This is a genomic window from Mucilaginibacter sp. 3215, from assembly GCF_050433785.1.
Lineage (GTDB): Bacteria > Bacteroidota > Bacteroidia > Sphingobacteriales > Sphingobacteriaceae > Mucilaginibacter.
This window is the reverse complement of sequence record NZ_JBNPWO010000013.1, coordinates 51,555-69,849: the sequence shown is the minus strand read 5'-3', so window position 1 is coordinate 69,849 and position 18,295 is coordinate 51,555. Positions and strand designations below refer to the sequence as shown.

General features: G+C 42.8%; 17 protein-coding genes and 1 tRNA gene. 9 read left to right on the top strand and 9 right to left on the bottom strand.

The genetic code is table 11. From position 1 onward, the window contains the following. Positions 1-340 precede the first annotated feature (340 nt). Entirely contained in the window at positions 341-826 is a 486-nt protein-coding gene (locus ABIC84_RS19480; protein ID WP_429264610.1) for a hypothetical protein, read from the top strand. Positions 827-959: 133 nt separating this feature from the next. On the opposite strand, the gene ABIC84_RS19475 is transcribed toward ABIC84_RS19480, so the two are convergent. After that, positions 960-2,114, bottom strand: coding sequence for an ankyrin repeat domain-containing protein (locus ABIC84_RS19475; RefSeq protein WP_429264609.1), 1,155 nt, complete (start codon positions 2,112-2,114; stop codon positions 960-962). Between the two features lie 282 nt (positions 2,115-2,396). Between ABIC84_RS19475 and ABIC84_RS19470 the strand changes: the two genes are divergently transcribed. Together ABIC84_RS19470 and ABIC84_RS19465 are read left to right on the top strand one after the other, a co-directional pair. Then, positions 2,397-3,695, top strand: coding sequence for an epoxide hydrolase family protein (locus tag ABIC84_RS19470; RefSeq protein WP_429264608.1), 1,299 nt, complete (start codon positions 2,397-2,399; stop codon positions 3,693-3,695). A 74-nt stretch (positions 3,696-3,769) separates the two neighbouring features. After that, positions 3,770-4,180 carry a cupin domain-containing protein gene (locus ABIC84_RS19465; protein ID WP_176628627.1) on the top strand — a complete coding sequence of 137 codons (411 nt, stop codon included), beginning with the start codon at positions 3,770-3,772 and terminating at the stop codon, positions 4,178-4,180. Positions 4,181-4,268: 88 nt separating this feature from the next. Here the strand turns inward: ABIC84_RS19465 and ABIC84_RS19460 are convergent, their stop codons facing one another. From ABIC84_RS19460 to ABIC84_RS19450, 3 genes are all read right to left on the bottom strand, one after another. Further along, the gene (locus ABIC84_RS19460) at positions 4,269-7,907 is read right to left on the bottom strand and encodes a family 78 glycoside hydrolase catalytic domain (RefSeq protein WP_429264607.1); all 3,639 of its coding nucleotides are present in this window, start codon (positions 7,905-7,907) and stop codon (positions 4,269-4,271) included. Between the two features lie 140 nt (positions 7,908-8,047). Next, entirely contained in the window at positions 8,048-9,076 is a 1,029-nt protein-coding gene (locus ABIC84_RS19455; protein ID WP_429264606.1) for a hypothetical protein, read from the bottom strand. A 260-nt stretch (positions 9,077-9,336) separates the two neighbouring features. Continuing rightward, entirely contained in the window at positions 9,337-9,984 is a 648-nt protein-coding gene (locus ABIC84_RS19450) for a sigma-70 family RNA polymerase sigma factor (protein ID WP_429264605.1), read from the bottom strand. Positions 9,985-10,102: 118 nt separating this feature from the next. Between ABIC84_RS19450 and ABIC84_RS19445 the strand changes: the two genes are divergently transcribed. The 3 genes from ABIC84_RS19445 (at position 10,103) to ABIC84_RS19435 (ending at position 11,354) form a co-directional block, all read left to right on the top strand. Further along, a complete protein-coding gene (locus ABIC84_RS19445; protein ID WP_429264604.1) occupies positions 10,103-10,474 on the top strand; it encodes a hypothetical protein in 372 nt (123 codons plus the stop codon). 202 nt (positions 10,475-10,676) lie between these two features. Further along, positions 10,677-11,063, top strand: coding sequence for a VOC family protein (locus tag ABIC84_RS19440; RefSeq protein WP_429264603.1), 387 nt, complete (start codon positions 10,677-10,679; stop codon positions 11,061-11,063). 45 nt (positions 11,064-11,108) lie between these two features. Then, entirely contained in the window at positions 11,109-11,354 is a 246-nt protein-coding gene (locus tag ABIC84_RS19435; protein WP_426585770.1) for a hypothetical protein, read from the top strand. A 334-nt stretch (positions 11,355-11,688) separates the two neighbouring features. Here ABIC84_RS19435 and ABIC84_RS19430 read toward each other — a convergent pair. Beyond that, positions 11,689-11,761: transfer RNA gene (locus ABIC84_RS19430), tRNA-Gly, on the bottom strand. A gap of 288 nt (positions 11,762-12,049) precedes the next feature. Between ABIC84_RS19430 and ABIC84_RS19425 the strand changes: the two genes are divergently transcribed. Continuing rightward, positions 12,050-14,155, top strand: a complete 2,106-nt coding sequence (locus tag ABIC84_RS19425; RefSeq protein ID WP_429264602.1) for an AAA family ATPase — start codon at positions 12,050-12,052, stop codon at positions 14,153-14,155. On the opposite strand, the gene ABIC84_RS19420 is transcribed toward ABIC84_RS19425, so the two are convergent. Both ABIC84_RS19420 and ABIC84_RS19415 read right to left on the bottom strand, forming a co-directional pair. Next, positions 14,152-14,373 (bottom strand): DUF6965 family protein, encoded by a 222-nt coding sequence (locus tag ABIC84_RS19420; RefSeq protein WP_112575124.1) that lies wholly within the window; start codon positions 14,371-14,373, stop codon positions 14,152-14,154. The two genes, ABIC84_RS19425 and ABIC84_RS19420, sit on opposite strands and share 4 nt — an antisense overlap. Positions 14,374-14,422: 49 nt before the next feature. Beyond that, on the bottom strand, positions 14,423-14,881 hold the full coding sequence (locus ABIC84_RS19415; RefSeq protein ID WP_429264601.1) for an SRPBCC family protein: 459 nt from the start codon (positions 14,879-14,881) through the stop codon (positions 14,423-14,425). A gap of 218 nt (positions 14,882-15,099) precedes the next feature. Between ABIC84_RS19415 and ABIC84_RS19410 the strand changes: the two genes are divergently transcribed. Together ABIC84_RS19410 and ABIC84_RS19405 are read left to right on the top strand one after the other, a co-directional pair. Next, the gene (locus ABIC84_RS19410; RefSeq protein ID WP_429264600.1) at positions 15,100-16,584 is read left to right on the top strand and encodes a ligand-binding sensor domain-containing protein; all 1,485 of its coding nucleotides are present in this window, start codon (positions 15,100-15,102) and stop codon (positions 16,582-16,584) included. Positions 16,585-16,913: 329 nt separating this feature from the next. Continuing rightward, positions 16,914-17,714 (top strand): SDR family NAD(P)-dependent oxidoreductase, encoded by an 801-nt coding sequence (locus tag ABIC84_RS19405; protein ID WP_429264599.1) that lies wholly within the window; start codon positions 16,914-16,916, stop codon positions 17,712-17,714. Positions 17,715-17,796: 82 nt separating this feature from the next. Here ABIC84_RS19405 and ABIC84_RS19400 read toward each other — a convergent pair whose 3' ends face one another. Beyond that, positions 17,797-18,048 (bottom strand): hypothetical protein, encoded by a 252-nt coding sequence (locus ABIC84_RS19400; RefSeq protein ID WP_429264598.1) that lies wholly within the window; start codon positions 18,046-18,048, stop codon positions 17,797-17,799. A 45-nt stretch (positions 18,049-18,093) separates the two neighbouring features. Further along, positions 18,094-18,270 carry a hypothetical protein gene (locus ABIC84_RS19395; RefSeq protein ID WP_429264597.1) on the bottom strand — a complete coding sequence of 59 codons (177 nt, stop codon included), beginning with the start codon at positions 18,268-18,270 and terminating at the stop codon, positions 18,094-18,096. Positions 18,271-18,295: the final 25 nt, after the last annotated feature.

Below are 18,295 nucleotides of genomic sequence, written 5' to 3'. Positions count from 1 at the left end.
AAACTTATATTAATTAAACCAGTTCATTCAATTCAAAGCCAATGCCAGTAGAATAAACACTTGAGATCACTGAAAAAATTTCACAAAAAATGCTTTTTTTTCAGTTCGACCTGACAAATATTCAATATGCCATTGCTTTTTAACATTCGTATTAAAGCAAAGCAATAATGGTTGATATTTTTACGACGTGTGCCGCCTTGTTCAAACTAAAAAAGCCTTGGTAGAATCGCGGCCAATTACCCCCCCCCCGTTCTTTTGGGGCCTAAAACAATAACTATTTTATTTTGGTTTAAATCATAAAGTACAAATTATGGTGCCTATCAGGTTAATAACAGATGATGTGAGCAGAAGAATCACTTATTTTTATTCCAAACCATTTTATACCAGTTTTGGATTGATGTTTAATCCTTGCTTTGGGGCACCCTTAATAGTCTTTTTTGGCAGCATAGGCGGCTGGATAATATTTGTACCATTGTTGTTGGCCTGGGCTGGCATTTTTTACCTGATCCTTTCCGTTAAATCAAAAAAGATCAAAAAGGCCAAAGAGGTTTATGAATTCGGTTATGAAACAACTATTTATTTTCAGGGGATAGATTATAATTACAGCGTACAGGTAAACGGAGCGCCGCAACCGATGATCCTCCTCCGCATAAACAGCGAAACTATCAAGGTTAAAACATTTAACCAGCGCGTGATCAGGGCATTTGACGTTCCCGTTCAAAGGACTTATATGATGGATAAATACCCGGATATCATACTACCCGAAAATCTTTTTTCGATGAATATGGCTAACCCGTCGACTAAATTAAGATCGATTGACATGTAGGAAATTGCAATAAAATAACTCCTCCTCAAACTGGCGCCGGCGGAGGGCGAAGACTTTCCTTTTGCTGTTTCATTTCCATTGATTGTTATAGTCACTTCGGTTATGCAGCACGAGTCCATTTCATAGGCTCAGGCTATGTTTCAGCTCTTTTTTCATCGATATAAATTTGCCAGTCATCCTTAATAACTGCACCCGAGGCTATCAGTATTTCCATGATTTCCAGGTGGCCCGGTCTCCGGCTGTTGTACAGCGCCCAAAGCGTGGAGCCCAATACAGTGCCCCCGTATCCATTCAATGCTTCCATGTCTGCGCCTTGGTTCAGCAGCATCTTTACCAGTTCCACCTGCCCCCCGTAGGCTGCCGAATGGAGTGGCGTGGTATTGTCCCAAACGGTGCGTACGCCGCAGCCATGCTTCAGTAAAAATTCAACTACCGGGCGATGACCGCAAACACAAGCCCAGATCAGGCAGCCATCGCGCTTCGCAGCCATGCTTTTACTAATAAGTTCTCCCTGATCATTAAAATAAGATTTAACCTTTTCCAGGTCGCCAATACCACCGGCACCTTCCAATTCAACTTCCGCGCCTTTGGAAGCAAGATAACGGACAGGTTCATAACGGCCATTATGCAGACAGGCCAGGATCAGGTTGCCATCGGTATAATCCGCAGCTACCGCATGATTGGGGTCGGCACCATGCCTGATCAGGATATCCATCAGGTCCTCCTGTACCCCGGCTATAACCGGGTGCGCACTTGTGGCAACAAGCCCGAGGGTAGATGTTCCCCGGTACATATCGCCCCAGGCCTCAGCTTCTGCGCCTGCATCTAAAAGTATAGCCGCAATTTCCACGGCATTTTGTGGCGTTTTCTGGCGCCATACTTCAAAGCCATTTGCACCAACATAATTTAACAATGTGCTGTGATGATTGCGCCGCGAACGCTCATTTATCAGGCCAGGCCTTTGTGCCAGCAGGCTTTTGAGTGTACCTGCATCTCCGGCAGCTATAGCATCTGCCGCTTGCTCAAATTGCTGCAAGGACGGATTTGCTGATAACCCGGTTTTAAATTTTTCATAATGTGCCCAGCTATCAAAATAGTTTGCATGAGATATAATTAACCGGGCATTCTCCTCGGGGCTATTTTCCGGTTGATAACCCGTATCCCCAAACCACTGCGACAACTGTGACCTATCGCCATAATTCAGTATAAAATCAGCCAGGGTAGTAACATTGCCATCGCGGGCTGCCTGGTCTGCTATACTCTTTTGGGTTATAGATATGTCAGTCATGATTTTATTCGTTAAAACTTCATTTTTTTAGAAGTATAAAACTGGCAATCTTAAAGCCTGATTTAAGTGATTTATATATTGGCAATTGTTTATCAAATATACATTAGTCAAATCTTGTTAGCTATTCTTTTTCGGCCGGTAAGCGGTCATTTCCTCCTCCTTAACCTGACTTTTGCATCCGTTAATGTCTGTCTGAAGGATTAGTTAGTCCGCTTCACCATAAAGGAGCTTTATAACGGATAGCTACTGCTGTAGTTTTACCAAAAATTAGATACTCAAACAATGAAAACTGTAAAAAACCTTCTTGTAAGTACCATTATTGCAGGAACCTTTCTGGTGCAGGGCACAACCGGCTATGCGCAAACGGGAACTCCTGCCGAAGTACAATCCAATGAAGTCATTCGCCCTTTCAAGGTTTATATTCCTCAAAAAAAACTCACTGATCTTAAACGCCGCATAGCAGCAACGCGCTGGCCAGATCATGAAACCGTTGCCGACCGTTCACAAGGTGCTCAGCTTGAAAAGCTACAGGAACTTGTTAATTATTGGGGCAAGGGCTACGATTGGCGCAAAGCTGAAGAAAAACTAAATGCTTTGCCACAATTTACAACTACAATTGATGGCGTTAACATCCACTTTATTCATGTACGCTCACCATACAAAAATGCATTGCCGCTCATTATTTCACATGGCTGGCCTGGTTCTGTGTTTGAATTACTTAAGATCATTGGCCCGCTTACTAATCCGACCGCATTTGGGGGCCGGGCAGAAGATGCTTTTGATGTAGTGATTCCATCCCTACCGGGTTATGGCTTCTCTGGCAAACCAACCGAAGCTGGCTGGGGCCCAGAGCGCATTGCCCGCGCATGGGATGTGCTTATGAAACGACTTGGATACACCCATTACGCGGCACAAGGCGGCGATTGGGGCGCAGTTATCACCGAAGCAATGGGCAGGCAGGCGCCGGCAGGTTTGGCAGGCCTTCACCTCAATTTACCGGCCACAATACCTGTTGAAGTAGATGCGGCGCTTACCACCGGCAGCCCCGCTCCTGCCGGACTTTCAGGTAAAGAACTTGATGTATTTAATGCCTTAAGCAAATACAGAAAAACAGGCGCCGCTGCATACAACGTAATAATGACTGCCAGGCCACAGGCCATTGGCTATGGCTTAACAGATTCACCTGCCGGCCTTGCAGCCTGGTTACTAATTCATCCCGGTTTTTCACAATGGACTTATGATGATGACCCAGACAAATACCCAACAAAAGATGAAGTACTCGACGACTTTACTTTGTACTGGCTTACAAACAGCAGTACTTCTGCAGCGCGCCTTTATTGGGAAAATGCCGGACGCGGCCCCATAAGCGCCACTGCGCAAAAAACCACCGAGATCAAATTGCCGGTAGCTATTACCGTATTTCCGGAAGATGTTTATCGCGCTCCCGAAACCTGGGCCCTGCGTGCATATCCTAACCTTATTTATTTTCATGAGGTTGACAAGGGTGGTCACTTCGCAGCGTGGGAACAACCACAATTATTTACTGAAGAGTTGCGTGCAGCATTCAAACAACTGCGTTAATTTACTTTAGGGTAATGGAGTAATCACATTGCCTGCTTTTAAATAAATTACAAACAATTAAAATCAAAAAAAACATGAAAACTAATAAAAACAAATTGGCTACTGCCATTATTATCACAGCTCTTGCAGTACTTACACTTCCATCATCTGTCCTGGCTCAGCAAACGGTAACTGGCCGCACGGAGTTACAGCGACATGACCTTAGTGTTCCTGGCCGCGAAATGGTGCAGATCCGTGTAGATATTGAAAAAGGGAAGGCTTATCCTGAGCATAAACACCCCGGCGAAGAAATTATTTATGTACTTGAAGGGTTACTGGAATACCAGGTAGCAGGCCAACAACCGGTAACACTTAAAGCAGGCGATGTTTTGTTCATTCCTTACGGAACCGTGCATTCGGTAAAAAATGTGGGTACTACTAAGGCGAGTGAGCTTGCCACCTATATTGTTGAAAAAGATAAACCACTTGTTACATTGATCAAGTAAGGTCCATTATAGATTTTGGAAGTATCGATCCCCAATCTCATCAATAATCATTGCGATCAATACTTCCAAAATTGCTTCGGGCACAGCTTTATAAGCTTGATTTAAACCGGTAAGCTCCCGGCATCAAACGATAAATTGCTTTCTTTCCTTCAAACCTGATAAAGCTGATACCCTTTGCCCTCGCCACAGGCTTACCACCTTCTGTTATCCCTTTAACAGTACTTGCCGGAAGAAACAATGTAGCTGTGGTATTCGCCGGAACAGTTGCATCATAGGTCAATGTTTTACCGCTTACGGACCAGCTACTGTTTATGCGCCCATAAAGCGAATCATAAGATCCTTTAGCCCAGGTCATCTCCCCGGTCGGGTCAGGTTCAGGCTGCAAAATAAATTTCTTAAAACCAGGTTCATCACGCTGGATTCCGATGGAATAAGCAATCATCCATTGACCAACAGCACCAAATGAATAGTGGTTAAAAGAATTCATGCTGTTATTACCGCCAAAGCCGTTTTCTACAGTATACCCGTTCAGCCGTTCCCAGATAGTTGTAGCGCCCTGGTCAATAGCATACAGCCATGACGGGTAATGCTCGTTCTGCAACATTTTATAAGCAAGTTCCGAGTGCCCATGATCTGAAAGCGCCTTACTGATACCCCCTGTGCCTACAAAGCCGGTCATGAGGGAATAAGCCGGGCGGACGATCTCCTGATCATCTTTGTTCTCGCGTTCAACGGCAGCCTCAAGGTTCTTTGCCATATAACTGACATTTTCGTCGCTGAATACACCAAGGGCTAAACCTGTTGCATAGGCGGTTTGTGTATCCGAAACTTTAAACTCTTTCTTGCCCGGCTCGCCGAACATCCCACCACCAACAAAACCTACTGCCTTTTTATCAGCGTTAACAAATGTTTTGTTGAAGAAAGCTTTTCGCTCTTCATATTTTTTCCTGAATTTCTCAGCATCATCTTTCTTTCCTAAAATGCCAGCCACCTTTGCCATAATGCCCAAATCATAAACATGATAAGCCGTAACCGGGAAAGCAGTGCCAAGCTGCATATACTGTGGCCCAAGCCAATCGCCCAGCACACCATCCGTACTGAAGCCGGTTTTAGGATCAATAGTTGAGTCGATGTAATCCATATACCTGCACATGGCATCATAATGTTCGGCAAGTAATGATACATCATTATATTGCTGGTAAGTTTCCCAGGCTACAGTAATGCCTGCACTCCCCCAGATCACACCACCAAAGCCACCACCAACTGGTGCTATATCGGTAAATCGCCCTTGCTCAGTTTGCAAATCACGCATGGCCAGCATATGTCTGCGCAGGAACTGATCGGCATTGGATACATAGGTTGCAGTACGCGAAAAAATACTGATATCGCCCGACCAGCCCATCCGCTCATTCCTTTGCGGGCAATCGGTTGGTATAGTGAGGAAGTTATCGATGTTTGACCACGTTAGGTTGGACCATAGCTTGTTTACCTTTGGATTGGAGGTAGTATAATTGGCAGTGAGTTTTTTTACGGAACTTATAACCAGGCCTTGTACATCCTCTAACGGCAGAGGCTTGTCAATGCCGGTAATTTCGATATATTGATAACCATGCGATGTAAAATGCGGTTGGATCACCTGATCGCCATCCTTCATGATATAAAGATCCTGACTCAGCGCTGCGCGGTAATTTTCGGTCATGATCATTCCTACATTTTTACCAGACTCCTTCAGGTTGGGATACAGGATTTCGGCATAACGCAAGGTCAGTTTTTTTCCGGCGATACCATTTTTGATGCTGATCTTGGGCACACCTACAAAATTTTGTCCCATGTTATATACATAAACACCTTTTCTAACTTCCCTCACTCCTTTTGCAGTAAGGGTTTTATAAATTCCTGCCGATGTTCCGATCTGCCCGATCATCGAAATATGATCAAAATCCAGCGGGATCTTTTTCCCGAAATAGTCGACGTCATCCCCCGTATATGTTGTTCCTTTTAGAGATACTTCCTGCGCTTTTTGCCAGTTGTGATCATCATAAGCTACCGTGTTCCAGTCTTTAATTGCAACTTCCTTGGTGGCATCATCAACCTCGCCCATATCCAGACTGCTGTAAACAACAGGGCCATCGTTATAATATTTCCAGTTTTTGTTATTGGTTTTGATCACTTCCTCCGAACCATCGGTATAAGTAATAACCAGTTTGGCTAATAAGGATTGCCTGTCGCCAAAATGGTTCCAAACAGATCCGTAGCTTAACAACCCACTCCACCAGCCTTCACCAAGCATAGCTCCGATAGCGTTTTTACCTTTGGCTATCATATTGGTAACATCATAGGTTTGATAAAGATGAGTTTTGTTGTATTGTGTAAGGCCGGGGTTGTAATAATCGTTACCTACCCGTTTACCATTAAGATAAATTTCATAGATGCCTCTTGCAGTGACATAAAGCCTTGCTTTCGAAATAGCTTTATTCGCACTAAACACCGACCGCAGCATGGGCATAGCGTTATGACTGGGATCGGCAAGGATAAATGCGCCTGCACTTCCGCCATCTACCTCATATTTCCCATCTTTTATAACTAAACCGGATGAAGGGGTAATAACAGCTTCTTTAAAAATCCCTTTGTAATTATGTTCTTCGGGCTTTTCGCTGAATAAATTGTTGCGCGGCGACCTGAAATTGGAAACCGTCAGCTCAGAAAATTCGGCTTTCTGACCTTTATCTACAGAAAAACCTATCTCCCCAAGCATTCCAAAAGAAATTACATCATGGCGGCCAAGCGGATTAAGTGTTATCACGGCGTCGCGGTTTGCAGGCACAGGCAGGGCTATAGCAGTTGCATCTTTCTCATCGGCTAAAAATATTTTATTATCATCAACAGTGAATGTAAGTGTACCAAGCTCATTATTGATCAATATGGAGTGCTGTTTGTTCTTATTACCGTTGCCAATCAGGTCGGTTTTTATTGGAAAGCTTTTAAATACTTTACCCAATGTATCTTTTTCCGAATACCCTGCTCTGTATATGTTGATCCGTGCATTGCTTCCCTGATCCAGACCTGAAATATCCACCTCCACTTTAAAAAAAGATTGGTTCTTTTTATTGGCAAGCTGAAAAATGTTCCTGTTACTATCCATCAGCCTTGGGTCATTAGCGGCAAAAATCAGGCTTGCCCTAGAGCTGCCCGGAGCGATAGCTACTTTATATTTCAGGTTATACAGCGGCAGGTAATGTGCATAAAGCACCAGGTCATTATCTCCTCCCCCTATCCATTGCGCGCCATCCCAGGCCGACATCTCCGTGTCCATAAGCCCGGTTTCGAACCAGGAACCTGCGGAAGAAACACCGCCGGTTTGATCCCATACGTTCACTGTCCAGTTGTAGCGTGTTGTGGCTTTAAGCGGCGGGCCTGCATAAACCACCGCTAAGGCTGTTCCACTTTTTGTTCTGGTGCTATTCCATACCACTTTTCCCTGTGCATCTTTTACGATGATCTGATAAGCAACCTGGTTATAGCCTCTCGATCCTTCAGTGGCCAGCATTTGCCAGCTAAATCGGGGCAGTTTAACATCAATCCCAATAGGATGATCAGTATATTCCACCTGTAGGTTAACTATCCGGGGCCCTTTTACAGCACCGTAAAGGTTAATTTGTATAAATGAAAATAACAGTAATAAAATCAGGATAGCCGGTTTAGCTATCGGGGCAGGATTTTTTGTCATAATTGGGTTTACAGTAAAAATAATTGGTAAAGCAATATGCTAATTAAAAAGTAGTCAACTGTCCTTTACTTACCCCGTTGATTGCAAATACTTTTTTATAGGACTAAAAGCAAAATGCGAAGCCTAAAGCTAATAAATTATCACGGCATCAACGCCCAGGCCAAACCATCAGCCCCGCGAATATCAATATGCCCGGTCACTTCTAATTTATTAAGGTCGATCACTGCCACATAATTATCACCAGTGCAGCCGATAAATGCACGTGATCCGTCGTCGTCTACCAGAATCCCTGCCGCCCCATGGCCTGCATTTATACGTTTTATTTCCTGATGCGAAGTAGCATCAAAAACGAACAAGTCGCCGGTACGAAGACTGGTAATCAATACACGTTTGCCATCAGGCGTAAATTTAAGCCGGTTGGCACCTGCCACCTTTGCATCAATTGTGGCAGTTACCTTTTTGGCCGCGATATCGATGATCGAAATATTGCCATCCTCAGCACCTGCAGTCCACAATTCGCGCCCGTTGGGTGATACATCAAAACCCTCGGAGCCTTTGGCTACCGGGATAACAGTTTGTACCCAGTCATGGCGTGCCGGAGGTGCAAAACCGCCCGGAGGTCCCATTGGCTTCAGCAAACTATCCTCCAAAATGCTTACCGTTGCTGAAGATACATTTGTGGTGAACACTTTTTTCCCATCATCGGTTACATAGATCATGTGCGTTCTCTCCTGGCCTGTTCCCATAGCCCAGTCAAATTTACCGGTAGCAGGATTATAGCGGCCAACAGCTTTAGCGCCTTCGGCCGAGAACCAAACTTTTCCTCCTGCAAATGTGAGTCCATGCGGCCCCATCAATGGTTTGGTATCAATGGCGGGCAGCGCTTTTTGCGCCACAAGATCAACTACGCTCAGTTCATGCAGGCTTCCGCCTCCATAGATGGAAACATAAGCAGTCTTTCCATCGGCTGAGGCAATAACCTCATGGGGATCGGAACCCACGGGCACACGTGCAATAACCTTTAAAGTCAGTGGGTTGATGATCGCCAAATTATGATCGCTTTTTGAAAGTGCAAGTAAAACCCGCGAGGGTGTTGCCTGCGCCGAGCAATTGTTTGAAATAAAAACCATCGGGATCCATAGTATGCTTACAACGAGTAATTTGACCATGTCAAATCTCATCGCTTTAAAATTGGGGGCGAATGCTGTTTTATTCATGCGGTTTACTAATTGAAGGGCGGTTTATAAGTCGTTTAAAAGTAACGAAGCCGATCATTAAGAGTGATCTCTCCTTAAAACAAATATACTGATCCAGGCTTTGTTATCTCCGCCAGTGGCAAACAAATCGACGAAGACCAGATTGTTACCCATCGCGGTTTGTTTTTAATAGATTAACTATAGTAAAACCCAAATTTCTAATAACATTATTATCAACCTGCATTGATTTTATGCATCACATAATTAACGATCACATCACAACGAGTAAGGTTAAATTCCAGAAGTTCTCCGGGCTGCCAATAACTATTTAACTCGGTGCGTAACATTTCTTTGGCCCGGTTCAATCTTATTTTAACATTAGACTCCCCTATTTCCAGCGCTTCCATTGTTTCATTAGTGGTCATTCCCTGTATCTCCCTCATTACAAATACCAACCTGTATTTTTCGGGGAGCGTTAATACCGCCTTTTCTAAAATAGCTTTTAATTCTTTGTTCATAAGATTATCTAAAGGTGTTTCAGGTTGGTGATCAATGCGAATATGTTCGGTAAGTGTTTTTTCTAATTGAACTTTCCTCTTTTTGTGCAACAGGCTCTCGTTAATCAGGATCCGGATTAGCCAGGTGCTAAAACTCGATTGATGTTTGAAATTAGACAACTGGCGATAGGCGTTCAGGTAGGCCGTTTGCATAATGTCTTCAGCCTCCTTATCGTCGTTAATGATGGACATGCTGATCCTATACAATCTTTCGTTGAATTTGCGCATTAGTTTTTCGTACAAATGCTTTTCGCCATTAACTACTCGTTTTACAATCTCCTCGTCACTGAAAGTATCTGTCATATGATCGGCAAGTGGGTTCATAAAATCTGATTTATATAATAGAGCACTGTAAAGCTGAAGGGTTACAGATTGCCTCTAATTAAACTTTGTAACCCTTTGTTCAAAGGCAATCTCTAATGGATATTAATTCAAAATAATCATGGAAGATCAAACTAAAAACACTCAAACTCTTTTAAAGTTTACTTATGGTTTAGTGCCTGTTGTAGCGGGAGCCGACAAATTCACCAACCTATTGACTGATTGGTCACATTATCTCAATCCAACAATTAAAACCATGCTGCCTTTCAGCGAACATGTATTTATGATGATTGTTGGTGTAATTGAAATTGTGGCCGGAATATTAGTTTTTTTAAATCCGCAAAAAGGAGCTTATCTTGTTAGTGCCTGGTTAGTATTAATTGCATTGAGTTTATTGACAAGCGGAACCTATTTAGATGTGGCTGTGCGTGACATTGTAATGGCAATCGGTGCCTTCTCATTAGCAAAACTATCTACTACAGTCAAAAATTAACATCATAAGCACTTTACTGTGTTGTACAATTATTTATAACGGGCCATAAAGGACATTGCGATGCAAATCTGTCGGATAAGACTTATATCCGACAGACTTATTTATATATTCACATTATTCAGTAAGGAGAAACATATTTCACATATTGCCAATCCAGTACCTACTTCATATATTTATATCTGTAGTCTTGTAAAATCAACTTATGAATCAGCCACATATAGCCGGCATTGCTCCATTCTTCATTGTACGCAATGTCACAACGGCAATATCCTTTTATCGGGAGAAACTCGGTTTTGATACCGTTTTCCAGGAGCCGGATCATGATCCGTTTTTTGCTATTGTACAGCGGGATGGGGCAATGATCTTCCTGAAATCTGTAGGCGAGGCCCCGCTTCCGAACCACAAGCAGGGCCCGGATGCCCGGTGGGACGCATATGTTAATGTACCTGACCCGGATACGCTGTCCGCAGAGTTTATATCGCGCGGTGTTAGTTTCACTGTACCGTTACAAAATACTCCTGATGGCTTGCGCGGCTTTGAATTGGCAGATGCTGATGGTTATATTTTATTTTTCGGTCATCCCCGTTGATAGAGATAGTTACTAAAGGGGTATACTTTTTGCAAAAGGTATAGCATGGATCAAAATTATTTACTAAACTCCGTAGGTGGGGTCGATGTTATCTTAATTCCCGGTTCAGGTAGTAGCGTCTGCGTTTTCGAACCGGAAACGCAAACCAGTCCGGGTTCGTCCCAACTGTTGCGGGCCACAATACTGGATAAAGAACTGGTTTTCCAGCCCACAGGCAATAATATTATTTCAGAAGATGAGCTATTAAAAGTTATCCGCTGGTACAGTTACCGCAAAACTTTCCTGAAATAACACGGGAGTTTTACAGATAAACCAACTTTTATACTTGCCCATAAGCCCAATTGGCGTATACAAACTTTCCCGAACCGGGGAAGAATTAACCCTATCATGACGCTGCTTCGGCCAACCCTCACTATCTACCTTCATTGTATTGATATTGTTACAGATAGGCTTTTACTAAAATAATCTCAACCCAATTGGAAGCAGTAAAAACGCAGCTATTTCTTCGGGTTAATTTAAGCATTTCGAATTTCTGCCTGATCTCCAATTATTCCTTAATCGGGTGGTTGAATAGATAATATATGAGGTATAAAAAAGCCCCTCCCTGAATAGGGAAAGGCTTAAGAGCGAAAGACGAGATTCGAACTCGCGACCCCGACCTTGGCAAGGTCGTGCTCTACCAACTGAGCTACTTTCGCGTTGGTGGCCGCAAATATATAACTTCCACCATGTGCTGGCAAAATATTTTTTGAAATTTCGCACATTAAATTTAATACACTTTTAATCAATTATTTACACGGATTAAAATTCAATATTTAATTAAACATTTTTGATTTCGATAAAAAAGCTCATTCAAAAAAGCAAACAAAGGGAGCAAGTGCTTTCAATTTAACACTGTTGATAACACAAATCCCCTACTCTCATGCCTAATTGTTAAATTTGAAAATGCTTTCTCATCTGGGGAGCGATAATAAAACAGCAAGCGTATGGTGTTGGAGCCTTTTCATGAACTCGTACTTAAATTTATTGAAAATACTAACCGGCCGATATTTTTAACAGGTAAGGCAGGTACCGGTAAAACCACTTTTCTCCGCTGGATTAGGGCAAACGTTACCAAAAATCTGGCAGTTGTAGCGCCTACCGCAGTGGCAGCTATTAATGCCGGCGGCGTAACCATTCATTCCTTTTTCCAGGTGCCTTTCGGGCCGCAGGTGCCTGTAACCGATCATAACAATCATAGCATCCTGCTCAGGCAGGTAAGCCTCGAAAAATCAAACATATTAAAATGCCTGGATCTGCTTATTATTGATGAGATCAGTATGGTGCGGGCCGATACCCTTGATTACATTGATACCGTATTACGCCAGGTTAAAGGATCGGCGCGACCTTTTGGCGGTGTACAGTTATTGATGATCGGCGACTTGTTTCAGCTCCCCCCGGTTTATGAAAAAGACTGGCCGGTACTCAGAAACTTTTACAAAGGGCCTTATTTTTTTGATAGCCTTGCATTCCAAAAATTTCCGGTGTTAACATTTGAACTTACACAGGTTTACCGCCAAAAAGATCCGGTATTTGTGGAGATCCTGAACAGTATTCGCAATGGCTACGCCAACAACGAAATGCTGGACAAGCTTAACGCACATTATAACCCTAATCTGAATGCCAACTGGCTTAAAGATTATGTAACCCTATCTACCCATAACCAACTTGTTAACGAAATTAACCAGCAGCGTTTAATGGAACTTGATGGTGAAACCCACACTTTTAAAGCCACCGTAACCGGCGATTTCCCCAAAGATGCCTACCCCGCCGAAGATGAGCTTGTTTTGAAAGTTGAGGCACAAGTGATGTTCATTAAAAATGACAGCTCGGGTAAAAAGCAATATTATAACGGCCGAACGGGGCGCATCGTTGCAATGGGACCGGGTAATATTCGCCTTAGTTTCCTTGACGACGGCACCGAGTTTGAAGTGATCCCAGAAACCTGGCAAAACGTAAAATATGCATTGGCTGAAAATGAGCAGAAAGTAAATGAACAAAATAACGGTTCATTTAGCCAATATCCGCTTAGGCTGGCCTGGGCCATCACCATACACAAAAGCCAGGGACTTACGTTTGAAAAAGCTGTTATTGATGTTGATGCGGCCTTCGCATTCGGGCAGGCTTACGTCGCACTAAGCCGTTGCCGCTCGCTCGAGGGCATGATCCTGAAATCGCCTGTACGCCCCCAAAATATCCGCACCGATCCGGAGATCATCAGCTTTATGCAAAATGCAGCTATCTCCATACCCGATGAAAATTTGCTGGAAAGTACTATCCGGCAAATAGCCCTGGAAGAAATGAAGGACATTTTTGATTTTTCGATGCTCACCGGTGCATGGAGGCAACTTAAAACCATCATGCTAAACGGGGCGATTAAAAACAGTCCCTTATCCGAAAACATCAGCAAAACCGATCACAGCTGGGAAACTGAAATTAAAGCCATCGGCGACCGTTTTATCAGGAAGGAACTGGGTGCTTTACCTGATGATCAGCTCATCTCGAGCAATGTACCATTTATAGGCAGGCTAAAAAATGCAGCCAACTATTTTCTACCTAAATTGAATGTTTTTTCAGAAGCTATTAACAGTTTTTACACCGCTGTAAATAACACCAACCCTCCTGCCGAGTTTTATGATAGCCTAAATCATTTATTGGTAAACCTAAAAGCAAAAACGGCAGCCTTTGTACGCCTGCCCATTGCCACATCGGGCAGGGATGTTTTATCATCAGTACAGGAGGCCGGGATAAGTTACAAACCGGTATATAAAAACTGGAACCCAAAAGCGCTGCCAAAGGAGAAGGAAATTGTTAACCCTGAACTTTACAAGCAGTTGCTCAACTGGCGTAAAGAAACCAGTTTTGAACGTAAGATCCCTGAACATACGCTGGTGTCCGAAAACATGCTGCGGGATATTACTTCGAAACTACCACGGTCATTAAACCAGCTTTCGCAGTTAAAAAGTTTTGGTGATGCAAAAGCAACAGACCTGGGCGAACCTATTTTAAAAATGATCAGGAGTTATTTAGGCGAAAACGACCTGTTTTCTTAGAATCTTGGAATTTCCGGGCCATTGTAGGGGTTTTCAAGGGCGTGTTTGATCCTCATTAACTGGTATTGGTGACGCCAATTATCAGGATAGTTTTTCATATTCTTCAATAATTGCTTAACAAAATCGGCAACATGGAGCTGAGTTGTAGCGCGGTCAAGCCTTAATTCCTGGGGTAACGTAACATTACTAAAGTATTCACTCAATTCTTCGTAGCTCATGGTGCAAAAGTAAAAGATTTTAGTGTATCTGTGCTAAAAACAACTGCTGTTACTTTCCTTGCGGGAATTTATCTTCCACCAAATTTAAATGGATCCCGTACTCCAGCCAGGCTTTCAATCCATCCAATACCGTTGTGAAACCTCCTGTAGAATCTTTGATAGCAGCAATTAATTCATCTCCCGTTTGATTGAACCCATAATTCTGAATCTCTACATATGTAGCATCCCCGCCCATAGGTTTAAAATTAAAATCAACAGTTGTAGCAGGCGATCCCCATTCAACGGTGATCAATTCGTTTTCTTTAATAACTATCGGAACCACTACCGATGATACACCATACATTTCCCATGACCAGATAACTTGTTTTCCGGTTTCCAGTTTACCTGTTGATTGGGTAAACCAAAATTGCGTGGTAACATACGGATCAATAAAAGCGTTAAACACTTCAGCAACAGGCTTGCGAATCAGCATTTGCGCTTCGGCGCTCTTTGATTTTTCGACTTTCATGTTAATTAAATATTAAAGGACCTAAAATGTAATAAATCCGTGCTCCAGGATAATTGGTTTTAAAATAACATTTATCATATTTTAAATGTTTTATAGCAGGCAAGTCAAATGCAAACTGCTTCATATTATCCTCATTTAGGATTTGTATCTTTGTTTAACATTATTTAACTATCATTCGCTTGGAGTTTCGGGTTTGCTTTCTTTTATTTATAAGCGTAATGCTGGCATTGTTATCCCCAACTAAAATCCGCAGAGTTTTATTTATCTGCCTGTTTATCTTTATTTTACCATCGGCCCTGTTTGCACAAAATCTTTTTTTGCAAAAGGTTGAGATGTGCAATATCACCAATTATTGCATGGACTGCGGCGATCCCAAGGCCAGTTGCGACCAGCTTGCCATTGATTTTGTTTCTGCGAGGATCAATAACCGTTATCTGCTAAAAGAAGCTACGGGTTCCATAACGTTCCAGGTTTTGGTGGATGAGCGGGGTTTTAGCTGCGTGCTTAGCCATAATGATGCGAGCAAAAGCGCCCTCACCAACGAGTTGATCACCTACCTGAACGGTTGTATCTGGAAGCCGGCCAAGGTAGATGGCAAACCAGTAGCCTCATCTGTAAATGTGATCTTTCGCTTTATAAGCGGCGGCGTTTATGGCCAGGTACAGAGGCTGGATCTTGCCGAAATGAAACCAGCCGGCGATCCAACCATTTACAATAAAACTTTCACCTACACCAATCCATCATTAAAAAACTACGACTTTACGGTATGGACAAAATATAACTCGCCCCTGGTTGATAACATCGCCAAATCAGCTGCTATGGATCAATCGGATCTGTTATGGTATGCTACCGAAAAAGGAATGACCCGCTTTGAGGGAACAACGTTTATCCCGGTTAATGAATATAATTCGCCATTCCCGTCAGATGCTAACATAAAGGAAGTGACCATCGACAGGGATAATAATAAATGGGTTTATTACGATAATAAAATATTTATGTACGGCAGCGGTGGCTGGCAGCTGTTTGATTTTAAGCAATTTTTGGCAGGTGGGGTTAACCAGGTGCTGAACAGCCGCAATGGCGAATTACTTTTCACCACTCAAAACGGTCTTGTTGTAAAAAGGAAAGATAAAGTAGTAGTAATAAACAAAAAATCGATGCCTGAAATGCCCTCAAGCAATGTACTTTTTGCTTATGTAGATAGTCAAAAACGGCTTTGGATAGGTACGTCAAAAGGCACCATCATGATTGATAAAAGCGTTATCACCTCATTTAACAGCCTTAACAACACTCCGCTGAAAAATGCCAGTATTTCGGGCGCGGTGGAGGATGAAAAAGGAAATGTTTACTTCTCACTGGTTGATTGTAATAAACAAACTGGTGAAAATGATAGTGATAAAGAAGGTATAGCCGTACTAAAGTTTAATGGTAACTGGCTGCATTATAATGATAAAAACTCGGGCATGCCTGCTAACCATGTTAATACCATGTTGTATGATAAGTTTGAGCATGTTTTGTGGCTGGGTACAGACGAATCGGGCATTGCCAGGTTTGACTTGAATAGTGGCTGGGAAAATTACCACAACAACAATTCGCCGCTCCCTGGTTTTACTATTTACCAGATAGTGCAAGATTCAAAAGGTATTATTTATGCCACCACTGCCAATGGTTTGTTAAGGATCAGAAAAAAGGCAGGGGCTTAAGATTAAGCAACTGTATATTATCAAAATGGCCTGAAGCTTATAAATAAGCCGTTTACGTTTGTTTGCTGATTGCCATTAGATCCCCTTTTAGCAAACGTTAATATGGCAAGCAATCAAACACAATCTAACCTAATCAAAGGATATAACTCAATAGCCTCTATTGGGTCTTAAATTTACCTGGTAAGTTCATCTGTGTTTAATTTGGCATATTCCTTTTCTTGTCCCACCCCCGTAATTGTCATCTTTTCCCCTTCCCTCAAACATCATTTACAATTAGTTTTGTTATGTAGCCGGTGTTTTTAAAACTATCTTTAAATAAAACTACCATCATGATGCTCCAAAATAAAAACGCGGTAATTTACGGTGCTGGCGGTTCATTAGGCGGTGCTGTTGCAAAGGCACTGGCCGGCGCCGGCGCGCGCGTATTTCTAACCGGACCTAACCCCGGGTCAATTAGAAAGATATTCGATGAAATTATTGCTGCAGGGGGATTGGCTGAAATAGCAATTGTAGATGCATTTGACGAAAAAGCAATTGATCGGCATTTACAGCAAGTGGTAAGCAGCGCAGGGACGATTGATATCTCGTTTAACGCCGTTGGAGTTGACGTTGTGCAGAATGTACCACTTACCGAAATATCGGCCGAAGATTTTGTAAAGCCGATTACGCTTACGATGCAAACCCGCTTCATGACGGCCATTGCAGCTGGCAAGATGATGATGAAACAAAAATCGGGAGTAATTTTATCGCTTACAGCTACCCCGGGAGGCATAGGCTATCCTCACACAGGTGGCTTTGGCCCGGCTTGCAGCGGCGTTGAAAGCTTTTCGCGCACACTGGCATCTGAGCTGGGTACTTACGGTATCCGCGTGGTTAACATCCGATCGGGAGGCTCGCCCGATTCGCGCGTGTTTAAAAACGCCATTGACACCATGCCCGATGTTATGGATCCTATCCTTAAAAAAATGGAAGCTGATACGATGCTCAAAAAACTGCCCTTAATGGCCGATATTGCCAATACCGCGGTTTTTCTGGCATCAGATCTGGCTGGCCAGATTACAGGCGTTACCATTGATGTAACCGGAGGCACAACTGCAGCATTAAATTACAGGGTAAACAGGCTCGATTAAACGGGTTTAGCAAAGGGACACCTTTTACTGATCCGAAAAAAATAAAACAAGCATAAAAATAAGGCCGGAGTATGGCAATTAACTACTTTCCGCCCATAAATCCTATCGATTTTGCCGGGACATGTTTCGTTACTACACCTTCAATGTAAAGTTGGCCATCTTTAATTTTATAATCGAGGGCACGTTCATCAACTTTATAGTCATCATCGTTAAAAAGTTCCTTCAGTTTGCACAGCAATTCTTTGCGATCAAATACCGGGCTGATACTTAGCTGATCGTCAACCGGGGCAAGTATAATACCATCTGCTCTGTATGAAAATATTTTAGATTCCATTTGATAAAGATAGGCTTATATGCCGAACATCAACAAAGCGATCTCCTATGATTTTCGCCGGTAAACCTTGTGCTTTGTAAAGCCTGTGCCGCTTTGATAAATCCCGTTTACAGGTTGCTTTTGTTTAAGCTTATCAGCCGATGTATCTTTAAAGCCATGTTTTGCTATTCCGCTATAGGCGGCAGGAATCCATTCCAGCTTTAGTTTACATGAGTTATCCATATTTATATTCAAATAAATATAAATT

Excerpts from the sequence above, each read along its gene's own strand:
- ABIC84_RS19465 (WP_176628627.1), top strand. The coding sequence starts at position 3,770 with ATGAAAACTAATAAAAACAAATTGGCTACTGCCATTATTATCACAGCT.
- ABIC84_RS19475 (WP_429264609.1), bottom strand. The coding sequence starts at position 2,114 with ATGACTGACATATCTATAACCCAAAAGAGTATAGCAGACCAGGCAGCC.
- ABIC84_RS19450 (WP_429264605.1), bottom strand. The coding sequence starts at position 9,984 with ATGAACCCACTTGCCGATCATATGACAGATACTTTCAGTGACGAGGAG.
- ABIC84_RS19440 (WP_429264603.1), top strand. The coding sequence starts at position 10,677 with ATGAATCAGCCACATATAGCCGGCATTGCTCCATTCTTCATTGTACGC.
- ABIC84_RS19395 (WP_429264597.1), bottom strand. The coding sequence starts at position 18,270 with ATGGATAACTCATGTAAACTAAAGCTGGAATGGATTCCTGCCGCCTAT.
- ABIC84_RS19425 (WP_429264602.1), top strand. The coding sequence starts at position 12,050 with ATGGTGTTGGAGCCTTTTCATGAACTCGTACTTAAATTTATTGAAAAT.
- ABIC84_RS19415 (WP_429264601.1), bottom strand. The coding sequence starts at position 14,881 with ATGAAAGTCGAAAAATCAAAGAGCGCCGAAGCGCAAATGCTGATTCGC.
- ABIC84_RS19420 (WP_112575124.1), bottom strand. The coding sequence starts at position 14,373 with ATGAGCTACGAAGAATTGAGTGAATACTTTAGTAATGTTACGTTACCC.
- ABIC84_RS19445 (WP_429264604.1), top strand. The coding sequence starts at position 10,103 with ATGGAAGATCAAACTAAAAACACTCAAACTCTTTTAAAGTTTACTTAT.
- ABIC84_RS19470 (WP_429264608.1), top strand. The coding sequence starts at position 2,397 with ATGAAAACTGTAAAAAACCTTCTTGTAAGTACCATTATTGCAGGAACC.
- ABIC84_RS19435 (WP_426585770.1), top strand. The coding sequence starts at position 11,109 with ATGGATCAAAATTATTTACTAAACTCCGTAGGTGGGGTCGATGTTATC.
- ABIC84_RS19455 (WP_429264606.1), bottom strand. The coding sequence starts at position 9,076 with ATGGTCAAATTACTCGTTGTAAGCATACTATGGATCCCGATGGTTTTT.
- ABIC84_RS19400 (WP_429264598.1), bottom strand. The coding sequence starts at position 18,048 with ATGGAATCTAAAATATTTTCATACAGAGCAGATGGTATTATACTTGCC.
- ABIC84_RS19405 (WP_429264599.1), top strand. The coding sequence starts at position 16,914 with ATGATGCTCCAAAATAAAAACGCGGTAATTTACGGTGCTGGCGGTTCA.
- ABIC84_RS19410 (WP_429264600.1), top strand. The coding sequence starts at position 15,100 with ATGCTGGCATTGTTATCCCCAACTAAAATCCGCAGAGTTTTATTTATC.
- ABIC84_RS19460 (WP_429264607.1), bottom strand. The coding sequence starts at position 7,907 with ATGACAAAAAATCCTGCCCCGATAGCTAAACCGGCTATCCTGATTTTA.